This window comes from Gordonia abscondita (assembly GCF_032711245.1).
Classification (GTDB): domain Bacteria; phylum Actinomycetota; class Actinomycetes; order Mycobacteriales; family Mycobacteriaceae; genus Gordonia.
On sequence record NZ_CP128986.1, the window covers coordinates 2,017,957 to 2,032,732 of the forward strand.

At 65.8% G+C, this 14,776-nt stretch carries 17 protein-coding genes; 8 read left to right on the plus strand and 9 right to left on the minus strand.

Annotated features, from left to right (window positions below; translation table 11 throughout):
• Positions 1–92: 92 nt before the first annotated feature.
• Positions 93–953 (minus strand): SDR family oxidoreductase, encoded by an 861-nt coding sequence (locus MP11Mi_RS09495; RefSeq protein ID WP_420038691.1) that lies wholly within the window; start codon positions 951–953, stop codon positions 93–95.
• 65 nt (positions 954–1,018) lie between these two features.
• Between MP11Mi_RS09495 and MP11Mi_RS09500 the strand changes: the two genes are divergently transcribed.
• Complete coding sequence (locus MP11Mi_RS09500; RefSeq protein ID WP_420038692.1) at positions 1,019–1,426, plus strand: VOC family protein; 408 nt, start codon at positions 1,019–1,021, stop codon at positions 1,424–1,426.
• 29 nt (positions 1,427–1,455) lie between these two features.
• On the opposite strand, the gene MP11Mi_RS09505 is transcribed toward MP11Mi_RS09500, so the two are convergent.
• Entirely contained in the window at positions 1,456–2,094 is a 639-nt protein-coding gene (locus MP11Mi_RS09505) for a helix-turn-helix domain-containing protein (RefSeq protein ID WP_420038693.1), read from the minus strand.
• 26 nt (positions 2,095–2,120) lie between these two features.
• Positions 2,121–3,710, minus strand: a complete 1,590-nt coding sequence (locus MP11Mi_RS09510; protein ID WP_420038694.1) for an MFS transporter — start codon at positions 3,708–3,710, stop codon at positions 2,121–2,123.
• A gap of 86 nt (positions 3,711–3,796) precedes the next feature.
• Here MP11Mi_RS09510 and MP11Mi_RS09515 point away from each other — a divergent pair, with 86 nt between their 5' ends.
• Positions 3,797–3,931 carry a hypothetical protein gene (locus tag MP11Mi_RS09515; RefSeq protein WP_420038695.1) on the plus strand — a complete coding sequence of 45 codons (135 nt, stop codon included), beginning with the start codon at positions 3,797–3,799 and terminating at the stop codon, positions 3,929–3,931.
• 61 nt (positions 3,932–3,992) lie between these two features.
• Here MP11Mi_RS09515 and MP11Mi_RS09520 read toward each other — a convergent pair whose 3' ends face one another.
• Genes MP11Mi_RS09520 through kstD form a run of 3 tightly spaced genes read right to left on the minus strand, consistent with a single transcriptional unit; the run spans position 3,993 to position 6,998 of the window.
• Positions 3,993–4,424, minus strand: coding sequence for a DUF6918 family protein (locus MP11Mi_RS09520; RefSeq protein ID WP_420038696.1), 432 nt, complete (start codon positions 4,422–4,424; stop codon positions 3,993–3,995).
• A gap of 14 nt (positions 4,425–4,438) precedes the next feature.
• Positions 4,439–5,299: a MaoC/PaaZ C-terminal domain-containing protein gene (locus MP11Mi_RS09525; protein ID WP_420038697.1), complete on the minus strand. Its 861-nt coding sequence runs from the start codon at positions 5,297–5,299 to the stop codon at positions 4,439–4,441.
• Between the two features lies 1 nt (position 5,300).
• A complete protein-coding gene (kstD, locus tag MP11Mi_RS09530; RefSeq protein WP_420042062.1) occupies positions 5,301–6,998 on the minus strand; it encodes a 3-oxosteroid 1-dehydrogenase in 1,698 nt (565 codons plus the stop codon).
• Positions 6,999–7,288: 290 nt separating this feature from the next.
• Here kstD and MP11Mi_RS09535 point away from each other — a divergent pair, with 290 nt between their 5' ends.
• Both MP11Mi_RS09535 and MP11Mi_RS09540 read left to right on the plus strand, forming a co-directional pair.
• Positions 7,289–7,906 (plus strand): ClpP family protease, encoded by a 618-nt coding sequence (locus tag MP11Mi_RS09535; RefSeq protein ID WP_420038698.1) that lies wholly within the window; start codon positions 7,289–7,291, stop codon positions 7,904–7,906.
• Positions 7,903–8,493, plus strand: a complete 591-nt coding sequence (locus MP11Mi_RS09540; RefSeq protein ID WP_420038699.1) for a ClpP family protease — start codon at positions 7,903–7,905, stop codon at positions 8,491–8,493. Before MP11Mi_RS09535 ends, MP11Mi_RS09540 begins: the two co-directional genes overlap by 4 nt.
• A 10-nt stretch (positions 8,494–8,503) precedes the next feature.
• Here the strand turns inward: MP11Mi_RS09540 and MP11Mi_RS09545 are convergent, their stop codons facing one another.
• The 3 genes from MP11Mi_RS09545 to MP11Mi_RS09555 form a co-directional block, all read right to left on the minus strand.
• Positions 8,504–8,851, minus strand: a complete 348-nt coding sequence (locus MP11Mi_RS09545) for a helix-turn-helix domain-containing protein (RefSeq protein WP_420038700.1) — start codon at positions 8,849–8,851, stop codon at positions 8,504–8,506.
• Positions 8,852–9,068: 217 nt separating this feature from the next.
• On the minus strand, positions 9,069–9,449 hold the full coding sequence (locus MP11Mi_RS09550) for a hypothetical protein (RefSeq protein WP_420038701.1): 381 nt from the start codon (positions 9,447–9,449) through the stop codon (positions 9,069–9,071).
• On the minus strand, positions 9,449–10,615 hold the full coding sequence (locus tag MP11Mi_RS09555; RefSeq protein ID WP_420038702.1) for a Rieske 2Fe-2S domain-containing protein: 1,167 nt from the start codon (positions 10,613–10,615) through the stop codon (positions 9,449–9,451). Before MP11Mi_RS09555 ends, MP11Mi_RS09550 begins: the two co-directional genes overlap by 1 nt.
• A gap of 142 nt (positions 10,616–10,757) precedes the next feature.
• On the opposite strand from MP11Mi_RS09555, the gene hsaA reads away from it, so the two are divergent.
• From hsaA to MP11Mi_RS09575, 4 genes are read left to right on the plus strand one after another with little or no spacing between them, the layout of a single operon-like run.
• Positions 10,758–11,942, plus strand: a complete 1,185-nt coding sequence (gene hsaA / locus MP11Mi_RS09560; protein WP_420038703.1) for a 3-hydroxy-9,10-secoandrosta-1,3,5(10)-triene-9,17-dione monooxygenase oxygenase subunit — start codon at positions 10,758–10,760, stop codon at positions 11,940–11,942.
• 49 nt (positions 11,943–11,991) lie between these two features.
• Complete coding sequence (hsaC, locus tag MP11Mi_RS09565) at positions 11,992–12,909, plus strand: iron-dependent extradiol dioxygenase HsaC (RefSeq protein WP_420038704.1); 918 nt, start codon at positions 11,992–11,994, stop codon at positions 12,907–12,909.
• A gap of 3 nt (positions 12,910–12,912) precedes the next feature.
• Entirely contained in the window at positions 12,913–13,488 is a 576-nt protein-coding gene (gene hsaB / locus MP11Mi_RS09570) for a 3-hydroxy-9,10-secoandrosta-1,3,5(10)-triene-9,17-dione monooxygenase reductase subunit (RefSeq protein ID WP_420038705.1), read from the plus strand.
• Positions 13,479–14,738 (plus strand): hypothetical protein, encoded by a 1,260-nt coding sequence (locus MP11Mi_RS09575; protein WP_420038706.1) that lies wholly within the window; start codon positions 13,479–13,481, stop codon positions 14,736–14,738. Before hsaB ends, MP11Mi_RS09575 begins: the two co-directional genes overlap by 10 nt.
• Positions 14,739–14,776 lie beyond the last annotated feature (38 nt).

Consider the following 14,776-nt stretch of genomic DNA (forward strand, 5'->3'; position numbering starts at 1 on the left):
GAACGGCACATCGGTATGTCCGAGTAGCGGAACTCGACGAACCCCCGCGTGTCGCGGCGTGTTTGCCGAGACCGACAGACGTGTCAGCGGGTTCAGTCGTCGGCGATCCGATGCTGGTAATCGGCCCGGGTAGTCGATCCCTCTACTGTCGAGACCTGGTCGGGGACCATGACGCGCATGAGCCGGTCGCGCACCGGTTGCGGCAGAACGCCCGCGAGAGCGACGAGCGGTCCGACGTATGCAGGCACCCAGGTCTGGAAGCGACGACCCCCTACCGTGTTCACCACGGCGTCGGCGACCTCCGCAGGTTGAAGAGTCCTCACCGAGCCAGACGAGGTGCCCGCCGCGAGGGCGGTGTCGACGACGGTCGGCATCACGACGGAGATCGTGACGCCGCTTCGGCGCAACTCTTCGCGGACGCCCGTCAAATAGCCGAGCACGCCGTGCTTAGTGGCCGCATACGTCGATTCGCCGGGAGGTGCGAGGCGCGACGCCGCCGATGCGACGGTGACGATCTGGCCTGCGCCGCGCTCGCGCATGGCGGGTGCGGCGAGGCGGACGCCACGGATGACGCCGAGCAGATTGACCGACACCATCGCCTCGGCCGCTCGGGCAGGCTCGGCGTCGAACGGGCCAACCCACATGACCCCGGCATTATTGACGAGAACGTCAATCGGTCCGAGATCGGTCGCGACGACGTCCAGGAACGACTGGAACGACGGGTCGTCAGTCACGTCTAGGGCATAGCCTCGGGCCGTACCGCCGTCAGTCGACAGCGATGCCGCGGCCCCGCGAGCGGCATCGGCGTCCACGTCACCGATCGCCACGCGTGCGCCTTCGTCGACGAGTCGCTTGGCGATCGCTAGGCCGATGCCGCGGGCCGCACCCGTCACCGCGATCGTCAAGCCTGCGACGGCTCCGTTGTGCTTGTCCTTCGAGCGCCCGATCACCATGCCCACATCCAATCATGTCCGAAACGTTCAAGACGGCGAAGGGCAGCCGGTCTAGCGTTGTCGCCATGGCTAAAACGAATGTTCCCGCGCCCCGTCTCAACGCGCTGTCGATCGTGTGCGACGACCTGAGCGCGACCCTGGATTTCTACCGTGCGCTCGGGCTCGCGGTCCCGGACAGCGCCGCCGATGCACCGCACGTCGAAGTCGACCTCGGCGGCTTTCGCATCATGTTCGACCCGCTCTCGACGATTCGCAGCTTCGACCCCGACTGGACGCGGCCGCAGTCGGGGTCGTCGCCGATGAGTCTGGCGTTCGAATGCCCGTCAGCCGCGGCGGTGGACGACGCGGTCGCCCACGTGTCGGGTCTCGGCGCGCGGGTAGTCCGTCCGCCGTTCGACGCGCCGTGGGGGCAGCGGTACGCGACTGTGCGCGACCCGAACGGCAACGAGATCGACGTGTACGCGGCCTTGTAGGCCGATCCGGGTAGGCCGATCCGGACGTATTAACGGCTGCCGAACGCCGCCGGGCGTAGCCCGGTGAGCCGGACGACATCGCGATACAGGTGCGGGTAGTCGGCGTAGCCTGCGTCGGCCGCAGTGTCCGCGAGTGCGGCGCCCGCCCGCAGTAGATCGATCGCATGCCCGACGCGCAGGATCACCTGGAGCCGGCGGGGACCGTATCCGAAGGCGGCGACACAGCGTCGGTGCAGGTGGCGTTCGCTGATCCCGAGGTAATCGGCGGTCTCCCGTGCGCTCGCCCCCGAGGATAGGGCGCGCACCGTCGGGCCGACCCACGACAGCGTCGTCGCCGATTCGATTTCGGCGCGGGCGTCCGCCGGGCATCGCACTCGGCGAGCGACGGCGGGCGCGACGTCGGCCAACGGCACCGTCAGATCGGTGAGCTCGTCGGCTGGCACCCCGAGGATCACGGGCAGTAACCCGGGAGTGAATCTGACGCCGGAGACGTCTGTCGCGGAAGGCCGCGAGACGTGTCGGGGCCCGGTGTCGGCGCCTGCGACGGAGACCGAGTCGCCGTCGAACACGAGGTCCATGCAGCCGTCCGGGTAGACGAGTACGGGATCAGGGCCGATTCGGTGCGACCACGACTCGACTACTGCCGGGGTCGTTCGCGGTGCCGCCATCGTCGCTAGACCCTACGCGCTCGATCCTACGACGCGTCGGAGGCGGCAGACGCATCCTCGACCACCTTGCGCGGCGCGAACCAGCCGAGGAATACCGCCCCGACGGCCAGCACCCCGCCAAGCACCAGAAACGCGGTCTGCAGGGGTTCGGTGAACGCGGACCGCGCCCCGGCGGTGATGTGGTCGGCGATCGGTGACGCCATCGGAGGTAGTTCGTCGCTCACCTTGACCGCACCCGCCATCGAGCCGCGGATCGCGTCGTGGGCCACCACGGCCGCATCGGGGTCGACCTTCTCCAGCTCAGCCTTCGCCGCGTCGGCGGTGGGACCGATCCGGTCTTCATAGCCTGCGGCCATGATGCTGCCAGCGAGAGCGATGCCGATCGCGGCGCCGAGTTCGCGGGCAGTGTCGTTGACCGCCGATCCGACTCCCTGATTCTCCAACGGTGTATTCGACATGATGGCCGTGGTCGACGGCGCCGTCGACAGGCCGATGCCGACGGCGCAGACTCCGAGGAGCACGCCGACCTTCCAGTACACGTCGATATCGAAGACACCCAACGCGATCACGCCGACGGCCGCGATCCCTATGCCGATCGCCAACACGAACCGCAGCGAGTCGAACCGCACAGCCACCCAGTTGCCGATCATGGCGAATGCGCCGACCCCGACCACCATCGGGAACAGGGCGACCGCCGACTTGAGTGGGGAATAGCCGAACACCAACTGCAATTGCTGGAGGATCAAGAAGAATGCGCCGAACGAGGCCAGGAATTGCAGCGCCACCGCAAGGGATCCGGAGGCGAACGCGCGATTGCCGAACAGGGCGACGTCCAAGAGCGGTGCGGTGCGGCGGCGTTCGATGACGATGAACGCCGCGATCAACCCGACGCCGCCGATCAGACAGACGAGGATCAACGGATCGGACCAGCCGCGGTGCGGCGCCTCCAGGAGGCCGAACACGATGCCAGCGATGGCGGTCATCGAAGTAAGCGAACCACCGACGTCGAATCTGCCCGGATTCTCGTCCTTCGACGAGCCGACGGTGAGCACGAGGACGAACACGACGGCTGTGGACCCGGCGAACGTGATGAACACCGAGTGCCAGTGGAAGTAGTTGAGGAGGACTCCGGTGATGAAGAATCCGGCGATCGCGCCCGCGCCTGCGACGGCCGCCCACACGCTGATTGCCACCGGGCGCTTGTCCTTCGGGACGCCCGCGGTGATCAGGGACAGCGTGGTCGGCATGATCAGCGCCGCGCCGGCGCCCGCGACGACGCGCGTGATGATCAGCTCGGTCGGGCCGTCGACCCAGATGGCGGCGAGTGATCCGGCGCCGAACACGATGAGACCCACCAGGAGGACGCCGCGTCTGCCGACACGGTCGCCGATCGCGCCTGCCGGGAGCAGGAGTGCGGCGAGGGCGAGCGTGTAGCTGTCGAGAATCCACGTCATCTGCGCGTTGGTGGCGCCGGTGTCGGTGGCGATATCGGGTAGTGCGGTATTGAGTGCTGCCATGGCTGCGACGACGAGGCTGACTGCGGCGCACGCGACGAGGACGAGCCACGCGGCGCGGAAGGTCACCGTTCTGTCACCTGTTCGAAATCCGACACGCATCGACAGTTCACCTGTTTCTCTAGCAACTCGTGTAACTGTAGTCACACGGGTAAACAATCAGCCCGAACGAGCGAAAGTGGATGATCATGGCTGCAGATCGAATCGCGCGGTCTTCCGAATTGAGCGAGGTCCGACTCCACATCGGGCGACTGCTGGTCTTGGTGGCGGGGGTGGTCGGGATCATCGCCGTTCTCGTCCTCATCGTCACCACCGCCGCCTGACCGGTAACGGCAGACGCCGCCCGACGCGACATGCGTCGAGCGGCGTCAGAACCTGGCATTGTCAGGCCGCGTACTTCTCAATGACGCCGCCCACCGGGGCGAGCGCGTCGATGACGTAGCCCTTTGCCTTGCCGCGCAGGCTCTTGTAGGCCTTCGCCAGGCCCGACGGCGCAGACTGTGCCCGACCGTCGGTCACGGCGAGCAATGCTTCGGCAGCGGCGTCGCCGTTCGCGGCCAGATGGTCGCCGAACGACGTGCCCGCGGGCTTGGAGTCCCAGAACGGGGACAGTGCGGTCAGGAAGTCCGGCAACATCTTGCTCGTCGCACTCGCGACGACGCCGGGCTTCACTTTCTGGGCAGCCGAGTAGGCGGCTTTGACCGCGGTGCCGGACAGACCCGACTGCTTCTTCACCTCCGCGTCGATGACGTCGGTGAAGTCGGCCGTCATCGCCTCTCGGTTGGCGTCGAGAACAGGAAGCAGGGACGTGGACATGCAGGTCCTTTCGGCTAGGAAGTGCTGATTACGACATTGCCCAAGGCTGCGGCGCCATCTCGTTCGACGACGCTCACCTCCGCGAGTAGTCGCTCGCCATCTTCCCAGGCATCGATCTGCAATGTCTCGCCGGGGAACACGATTCCGGCGAAACTCACCGAGTAGTCGACGACCTTCGACGCGTCTCCTCCGTAGAGCTGGTCGACGACGGCCCGGCAGATCGAGCCGTACGTGCACAACCCGTGCAGGATGGGTCGAGTGAATCCGGCGCGTTCGGCGAACGAGGGGTCGCTGTGGAGGGGATTGCGGTCGCCGCACAGCCGGTACAGGAGCGCCTGCTGGGGCAGGGTCGGGACGGCGATGCGGTGGTCCGGTGCGCGGTCGGGCAGGTCGACACGGGTGGATGCGCCGCGGTCGCCGCCGAATCCTCCTTCGCCCTTAGCGAAGATCGACGAGCGAGCCGTCCATAGCGGGTCGCCTGTCTCGTCGACGGTCACCGACTCCTGGATGATGACGGCGGCCGAACCCTTGTCCTGGACTTCGGCGATCCGCGTGCGCATGGTTGCGGTACCGGTCGCCGGAAGCGGTCGGTGCACGCGAACCTGCTGGCTGCCGTGCACAACCTTCGCGAGGTCGATGTCGACACCTGGGAACTCGACTTTGGGGGCCTGCGTCGCCAGGAAGTTCGCGGCGACCGTCGCGAACGACGGCAGCGTCTTCGGTTCGACGTCGTCGATGTACTCGAGGCCGACGGTGTCCATCGGATCGGCTGCGCCGCCGACTGCGAGGTTGTAGAGCGCGATCTCACGTGGCGTCCACGAGAACGTCTGTTCACCCAAGTCGGCGCCGACCGCGATTGCGGGATCGATGGGCACGTCAGGCCTCCGCAGCGGTAGCGGTCTGCGTCTGCGACTTAGCGGCCGCGTCGAGTGCTGCCAAGTAACCGAACACGAGGGCCGGACCGATGGTGGCTCCGGGGCCCGCGTACGTGTGTCCCATGACGGGGGCGCTGGTGTTGCCTGCTGCGTAAAGCCCTTCGATCACCGAACCGTCCTCCCGCAGTGCGCGTCCGTGCACGTCGGTGTCGATGCCGCCCTTGGTGCCGAGGTCACCCGGCACCATTTTGGCCGCATAGAACGGGCCCTTGTCTACCGCGCCGAGGCTTGGGTTCGGCTTATTCGTGATATCGCCGTAGTAATGGTCGTACGAGCTGTTCCCGCGGTGGAAGTCCTCGTCTTCGCCTGCATGAGCGAATCCGTTGAAACGCGCAGTGGTCTCGGCGAGCTTGTCGGCGGGCAGGCCGGTCTTCTCGGCGAGTTCGGCGATGGTGTTCGCCTTCACGACGACACCCGACTTGAGCCAACTCTTGGGCAGCGGCTGGCGCGCGGTGACACCTGCGAACATGTAACGGTTGCGACAACGCTGATCGAAGATCAGCCACGACGGGACGTTGTCGCCTGGACCGTCGCCCTGGCCGAACTCGCCGCCGTACATCCGGTGGACGGCTTCGACGTACGGCAGCGACTCGTTCATGAAGCGCTCCCCGCGCAGATTGACGATGAACGTGCCCGGCACCGACCGCTCGGACAGTGCGAACCACGGCCCCTTGGGGAGCGGGATCGTTGGACCCCACCACGCATCGTCCATGATCGAGACACCCGCACCGGTCTTGATCGCCGCGGTGATGCCGTCACCGGTGTTCGACGACGCGCCCGTCGTCCACTCGGTGCCGATCGGCGCGCGCTGGTGCTCTGCACGCATCTTCTCGTTGTGCTCGAAGCCGCCGGACGCGAGAATCACTCCGCGGCGCGCACGCAGTTCGGTCCGGGCGCCGTCGTGCTCGGTGATCACGCCGACGACCTTGCCGTCTTCGATGAGGAGATCGACGAGGGGCGTGTTGAAGCGGATGTCGACACCTGCCTCACGGCAGCCGAGCAGCAGTTCGGCTGCCAGCGCCGCGCCCATCGCGATCAGCTTCTTGCCGCGCGTGCGGGCCCAGAAGAAGCGAAGGCCGACCTTCATCATCCGCTGGATTCCGCGCCAGTGCCGCATGCCGATGTTGAGCCAGCGGTAGTCGGACTGCAGCACCACCATGTTCAGCGGGGCCTTCGTGTACTGCGGATGCAGTGTCTTTAGGTCGTCGCCGAGGCGGGCGGCGTCGAACGGCTTGGGTTCCACGGAACGTCCGCCCGAACGGCCGCCGGGGGCCTCGGGGTAATAGTCGGAGTAGCCCTTGACCCATTCGAGGTCCAGTGGTGCGTGCGCCATCAGATAATCGAGCGCTTCGGGGCCGCGGTCGATGTAGGTGTCGATCCGTTCGGCGGGCGCGTGCTCGCCGATGATCGCGTGGACGTACTTGCGGGCTTCGTCGACTGTGTCGTCGACGCCGTCACGGCGCAGCACACTGTTGTTCGGGATCCAGACGCCGCCGCCGGACCGGGATGTGGAGCCGCCCCAGTACGGCGACTTCTCGATCAGGACGGTGTTCAGGCCCTTGGTCTTCGCAGTCAGTGCTGCGGACAGCCCCGCTCCGCCTGCACCCACGACGATGACGTCGAACTCTTCGTTGGCCATGTACTTCCCTTCGTCCTCCAGCGTGGACGGATCCACAAAACTAGAACAGGTTATAGAATTCGCTACTGGACAGATTAGACCAGTCGCGCAGACGGCGGAAGGACGCGGGCGGGTGATAGCTGAGCGGTTGTCACTGCATCACCCGAGGAGAAGGGTGTTCGGCGACGTCAGCGAATCCGGGGGCGGCTGTCTGAGCTATCGAGAAGTCGGGTGAACGACGCTGCTCTGAGCGGATCTGCCCACGGCAGAGACACGGGCGTCGAGCCCGCGGGACCGTGCACGATGGCGGCATGAGCGAAGACACCGAACCGAGAGCATTCACCAGACGAGACCGCGACGACCTGCTGAGACGACGCGTCGTCGTCCTCGACGGACCGCTCGACGACGACAACGGAACGCTGCTCGCCACCCAACTGCTGACGCTGGCGTCCGCCGACGAGACGTCCGACGTCGCCCTGTGGATCCACTCGCCGGGCGGCTCGGTGCCGTCGATGCTCGCGATCCGCGATGTGATGCGCTTGATTCCGTGCGACGTCTCGACGCTCGCCCTCGGCCTGGCGTGCAGTGCGGGACAGTTCCTGTTGTCGGCGGGTACACACGGCAAACGGCGTGCCCTTCCGCACGCACGGGTGCTCATGCACCAGGGATCGGCGGGCATCGGTGGGACGGCGGCCGACGTCGAATTGCAGGCCGACGATCTGCGCCTCACCCGAGACACGGTGCTCGGGCTGATCGCCGACGACACCGGACAGACGATCGACACCGTCTTCGCCGACTCGGTCCGCGACCGCTGGTACACGGCGGCGCAGGCCGTCGACTACGGATTCATCGACGCGATCGTCGACGACTTCTCGGTGCTCGCACCGGCAGCCGCCCGCACGGGATTCGATCTTCGTGGAGGTCAGTGATGTCGTATCCGATCCCGAACGTCGTCGAACGGACCCCGGCGGGGGAGCGGTACAGCGACGTCTATTCGCATCTGCTGTCCGGGCGCATCGTCTACCTCGGCACTCCGGTCGACGCGGGGGTGGCCAACGCGCTTGTCGCGCAGCTCTTATACCTCGATTCGGAAGATTCCGAGCGCGACATCGAGCTGTACATCAATTGTGCCGGTGGTGATCCCGCCGCGATGCTCGCCGTCTACGACACCATGCGCCATGTCCACGCCGACGTCGCCACCACGTGCGTCGGCCAGGCCGTGTCGGTGGGCGCGGTACTGCTCGCGGCCGGGGCCGAGGGGAAGCGGTCGGCGACACCGCACTCACGGATCGTCCTGCATCAGCCGGGCGTCGATGGGGGCCGAGGCGCTATCCCCGATCTGATCATCGAAGCCGAAGAGCTCGTCCGGGTGCGCAGTCAGATCGAGTCGATCCTCGCCAGGCACGCCGGGCGAGAAGTCGAACGATTGCGTTCCGACACCGAGCGCACCCGCGTGTTCACCGCGCCGGCTGCTGTGGAGTATGGGTTGATCGACCTGGTCGTCGATGACCGGTGACGAGGGACGCCTACGCGGCGAGCGCGTATGCGCCGACCGACCCGGCTCCGCCGCGCGCCACGCGGACCGGTTCGCCCGAGTCCAGGCGGGCAGCGGGCGCGACTACGGCCCCCATCAGTTCGCCGACTGCGACGGATACGTCGGCGACACTCGTATCGAGGGCTCCGGCCACGGCTTCGATCATCTCGCTTGACGGATCCTTGCGGCCGCGTTCGATCTCCGACAGGTATTGGGTCGAGATGCCTGCCCGTCGGGCGACGTCCGACAGGCGTTCGCCGCGATGGAACCGCAACTGCTGCAAATGCGATCCGAGCACCTCTCGGAAAAGAGGTACGCGCGGCTCCACGATCATGTCCATGACCGCACGCTACGTCGTTCCGTCCGGCGACGTCTGCCAATTCTGCTGTCGGCAGATCGACTCAGGCCCGCGCGGACACCAGCCACGGTGACACCCTCCTCGACGCCGTCGCGTGTCGGTGTCGAATAGTCGACGCGGAAGGTGACGTCGTCGAGTGCCGAGAGTGAATATCGGATTGCTGCGCCCGTCCGGCCTGATCAACCCTCCGGTAGCACCGTCACCAGTACCCTTCCGGGTCGGAGTCGGGCGACTGGCGGGGGACGATGCCCTCGGCGACACCGTGATCGACGGTCGCCGACATGCGCGGGCAGGTCGGGAGCATCGCCGGGTTGCCGCCTTCGGCGCGGATCTTTGAGATCTCATCGCAACGGTCGAGCGCGGCGGTGTTCCATTGGATGCTCGTGTGGTGCGGGCTCGTCTTTTTGACCATCACGCACGCGTGGCAGGTACGACACTCGATCTCGGTGAGACCACCCGCCAGATAATGCCGACGATCGCGGGCGGTGGCGGCCGCGATCGTCGACAGCCGATCCGGGTCGGCCGAGTAGTCGGGCGCCTTGGCCCAACCGCTCGCCCCAGAGGCATCCACCACGGTCATCAGACCGACGCGCCGGAGTCTTCAGTAGTCGCCTCTTCGGCGGCCTTCTCCTCGGCCTGCACCCGCAGGTTCTCCTCGATCTCGATCCCCCAATTCTCGAGGGCCTTCTCCGTGTCGATCTCGTACTCGAAGCGCCCGGACATCTCATCGGTCACATCGTCGACGTCGACGTAGAACTGTTCGTACCACCGTCGTAGCTGGTAGACGGGGCCGTCCTCCTCGACGAGGAGTGGATTGTCGATGCGAGTCTTGTGCTTCCAGATCTCGACGTCTTGCAGGAAGCCGACCTCCACGCCCGAGCTGATCTTCGACGCCATCCGTGCCCCCTGCTCGACCGACAGGCCCTCGGGGATCTTCGCCATGACGCCGAACATCAGGACGAACGAATTCGAGTCGATCGGGTAGTGGCAGTTGGTGAGGATGGTCTCGACCGCGTAGTCGCCGTAGTACTGGACCATCGGGTTCAGCATGTACGACGGGCCATAATATGCGGCGATAGACTCGAGTCGGCTGTCGCCGTACGCCGAGGTCAACGCGATGTCGGGGCGGCCGCGGCTGTTCATGTACTGCGCGGCGGTCTCGCCTTCGAAGACGTTCTTGAAGTAGTCGGGCAGGGCGTAGTGCACATAGAAGAAGTGCGCCATGTCGACGACGTTGTCGATGATCTCGCGGCAGTTGGAGCCGCTGATCACCAGACGGTTCCACGTCCAGTCGGTCCAGCCCTCGCCGCCGTATTCGGCGAGTTCCGGGATGATCACGTTCTCCGGCGGCGGGTTGCCTTCGGGGTCGTTGTAGATGAACACTTGGCCGTTGCGGGTCATCGTCTGCCACGTGCGGGTTTTGGCGAGCTTCGGGTGGCGTTTCGCGTAGGGGACGCCTGCGCATCGCCCCTTGCCGTTCCACTGCCAGCCGTGGAACGGGCAGGCCACGTTGTCGCCGCGGATCTTGCCCTGCGACAGGTCGGCGCCCATGTGTCGGCAGTACGCGTCGAGTGCCTTCACATTGCCTTCGGAGTCGGCCCACACGACGAGTTTGGTGCCGAAGATGTCCAGGGAGTGCGGCTTGCCGTCGGTGTAGTCGGTAGTGAGACCGATGCAGTGCCATCCCCGCGCGAAGCGGGTCGGTGGGGTTCCGGTGTCGATCTCGCGGATGTCGACGTCAGTCATCTGTTGCTCCTCGATGTCTGTTCTTGATCGGGCTGTCGTGCTGCTCGTATAAGTCAATAGTAGAACAGGTTCCAGTCAGAATGAGAACGTGTTCTAATATTGGTCTACAAGGATCGTCACGAACACTGATTAGGAGAGGCCCATGGGAGCACAGCGGAGCGAAGCCGCGCAGGGGGTTCTGAACAAGATCGACGCGCTGCTGCCTGAACTCGCGCAGCGGGCCCAGTCGACCGAAGATGCACGTCGCTTGCCCGACGAGGTCGCCGAGATGCTGGCCGACACGGGCTTCTTCAAACTGATGCAGCCGTCGCAGTGGGGTGGCTACGAGACCGATCCGGTCACGTATTACGAAGCGGTTCGACGGATCGCCACCGCATGCGGGTCCACCGGGTGGGTCGCCGGAATCGTCGGAATCCACAACTGGCATCTGGCGCTCTTCCCGCAGCAGGCACAGGAAGACGTGTGGGGCGACGACCCGACCGTCCGCATCTCTTCGTCGTACGCGCCGATGGGTGTCGGCGAGGTCGTCGACGGCGGCTACACGGTGAACGGTTCATGGGCCTGGTCGTCGGGCTGTGAGATCGCCGAATGGGTCGTGGTCGGCGGACCGGTCATGAAGAACGGCAAGCCGGTCGACTTCGTCAGCTTCCTCATCCCGCGCAGCGACTACAACATCAAAGACGTGTGGAACGTCGTCGGGCTGCGTGGCACGGGCTCGAACACCATCGAGGTCAAAGACGCCTTCGTTCCCGCACACCGGATGCTGAGCTTCCGCGCGATGAGCATGGGTACCTCCGAAGGCCTCGAGCACAACACCGCGCCCGTCTACAAGATGCCGTGGGGCACCATCCACCCGTCGACCATCGCTACGCCCATCGTCGGCATGGCGTACGGCGCCTACACCGCCCACGTGGAACACCAGGGCAAGCGAGTCCGTGCGGCGTACGCGGGCGAGAAGGCGAAGGATGATCCGTTCGCCAAGGTCCGGATCGCCGAAGCCGGCAGCGACATCGACGCGGCATGGCGTCAGCTGTCGGGCAACCTGCAGGCCGAGTATGACCTGATTCTTGCGGGCGAAGAAGTGCCGATGGAACTGCGTTTGGCCGCACGACGCGACCAGGTCCGCGCCACCGGTCGCGCGATCGGCGCCATCGACCTGCTCTTCGAGAACTCTGGAGCCCATGCCCTGGAGAACGGCACGCCGATTCAGCGGTTCTGGCGTGACGCCCACGCCGGGCGCGTCCACGCCGCGAACGACCCCGAACGGGCGTACGTCGCATACGGCAACGGGGAATTCGGCCTCCCCATCGGCGACACGATGGTCTGACGGATTCCGGTTCACGGGATCGGCCGCTTCAACTTTTTGAGGAATGAGAATGACTGACGAGCAGGGCCCCATCCGGTCGCTGGGCTACATGCGGATCGACGCCACCGACATGGACGCGTGGCGCGAGTACGGACTGAAGATTCTCGGCATGGTGGAAGGCAACGGCTCCATCCCCGGTGCCCTCTACCTGCGGATGGACGATTTCCCCGCACGCCTGGTGATCGTCCCGTCCGACCGCGACCATCTCGCGTGCTCGGGCTGGGAGTGTGCGACAGCCGCAGCGTTGCAGGACGTTCGGGACCGTCTCACCGGGGCGGGCGTCGAATTCCGGGAAGGCACGGCGGACGAACTCGTCGACCGCGCCGTCGCCGAACTCATCGTGTTCGCCGATCCCGACGGCAATGTGCTCGAAGCGTTCCACGGAGTCGCACTGCAGCATCGGCGGGTGGTGAGCCCCTACGGTCATACGTTCGTCACCGGGGAGCAAGGTCTCGGCCACGTCGTGCTGACCACCACGGACGACGCGAAGGCTCTCGCGTTCTACCGCGACGTCCTTGGATTCCGGCTGCGCGACTCAATGCGCCTGCCGCCGCAGGTCGTCGGACGCGGCGAGGGCGAAGAGCCCGCGTGGCTGCGCTTCTTTGGCTGCAATCCGCGCCACCACTCGCTGGCGTTCCTGCCGATCCCGAACAGCACCGGCATCGTCCACCTGATGGTGGAGGTCGGCGAGACCGACGACGTCGGCCTGGCGCACGACCGTGCGCTGCGCAGAAAAGTGCCGATGTCGGCGACGCTCGGACGTCACGTCAACGATCTGATGCTGTCGTTCTACATGAAGACGCCCGGTGGGTTCGATGTCGAGTTCGGGTGCGAGGGACGCCAGGTGAACGACGACGAGTGGGTCGCACGCGAGTCGACGGCGGTCAGCCTGTGGGGCCACGATTTCACCATCGGATTGAAGGGCTGATCGATGGCTACCCGCTCTCCGCTCGGCACTGACGAATTCGACTCCAGGCAGTTCCGTACCGCCATGGGGCAGTTCTGCACGGGTATCACCGTCATCACGTCGCAGAACTCCGACGACGAACCGGTCGGGTTCGCGTGCCAGAGTTTCGCCGCGCTCTCCTTGGATCCGCCGCTGGTGATCTTTTGCCCGATGAAGACTTCGCGAACGTGGCCGGCTATCGCCGAACGCGGGACGTTCGTGGTGAACGTCTTGTCGAACCGGCAGCAGGCAGTGAGCGCGGTATTCGGTGCACCCGGCCAGGACAAGTTCTCGTCCATCAGCTGGGATCCGTCACCCGCGGGCATGCCGGTGATCCGCGACAGCCTCACCTGGGTGGAGTGTACGGTCGAGACGGTCACCGACGGCGGCGACCATTATGTCGTCGTCGGTCGCGCGAACATCCTCGGCGACGTACTGCAAGACAAACCGCTGCTGTTCTATCGGGGCGGGTACCTGTCGACCGAGCACCCACGCGTGACTCCCGCACAGGAGGAACTCGACAACTTCCTGACCTGGAACGGAGGCGACACATGGCTGTGACCGATGATGCGGTGACGAAACCGTTCACCGACGCGATCGCGGAAGCGGAGGCGCTCGTCGCGTCCGCCGAATTCGCCGAGACCGACGCCGATCGTGCGGAGGGCCTCGACTATCTGGCTGGCGGGATTTCGTCGATCCTGCACTTGGCGGGCACCCACAGCAAGAGCCACCCGACGTTTGTGACATCGACCGGGCCGTACTCGAAGATGGGGTTGGACAACCCGGACACCATCTACTACCACGCGAATGTCGTACCGGACGCGACGTACGTCGTGCGCGGTGTGCGCGGGTCGACAACCGACCTGAGTTTTCAGGTGTTGCGCGGCGACTACACGGCGACCGATGTGCCCGGCGGCGACGGTGCGTTCGACGACCGGCGTATCGCCGTCGCCGACGACGGGTCGTTCGAGATCACCTTCGGGCCCAATGTAACGGGCGCCGGGAGCAACGCGAGCGGGCCCAATGTAACGGGCGCCGGGAGCAACGCGAGCGGGCCCAATGTAACAGCCGCTGGGAGCGAATATTTCGTGCTCGGCGAGGGTGCTTCGATGCTGGCGGTGCGGGAGGTCTACGCCGACTGGGATTCTGAGCGCCGAGGCTCGGTGACGATCGAACGTGTCGATTCGGTCGGCACCGCGCCGCCGGAGCTGACGGAGGCGAAGCTCGCGCGGCGGTATCAGATCGCCGCGTCGATGCTGAAGACGCGGATCAACACGTGGTTCAACTTCCCGAAGTGGTTCTATCTCGACGAGCCGGTGAACACGTTCACGGCGCCGCGGACCACTCCCGGTGGTCTGTCGACGCAGTATTCGTCGGTCGGCCATTTCGATCTGCCGGTCGGGAAGTCGATGGTGGTGACGGTTCCGCGTTCGGACGCGCCATATCAGGGGTTCCAACTCGGCAGCCTCTGGTACATCTCACTCGACTACGTCAACCATCAGACGTCATTGAATTCGGCTCAGGCGCAGACGGACCCGGACGGGATGATCCGGATGGTGATCTCGGCGAACGATCCGGGTGTCACGAACTGGGTGGAGACGACGGGGCGTCGTCGCGGCATCCTGCAGTTCCGGTGGCAGCGTGTCGACGATCCGATCGGACCGGAGTCTGGGCCGACGTGTGTGGTCGTGGACGACGCCGACGTTCCCGCTCTCTTGCCGTTCTACGCCGACAACCGAATCGACGCCGCCGGCTGGTCGGCGCGCATCGCTAGCCGTCAACGCGCCTTCGCGAACCGCATGCTCGGCTAGTTACGCCGTTCCGCTGATCGTGGGGCGACGAGATCCAC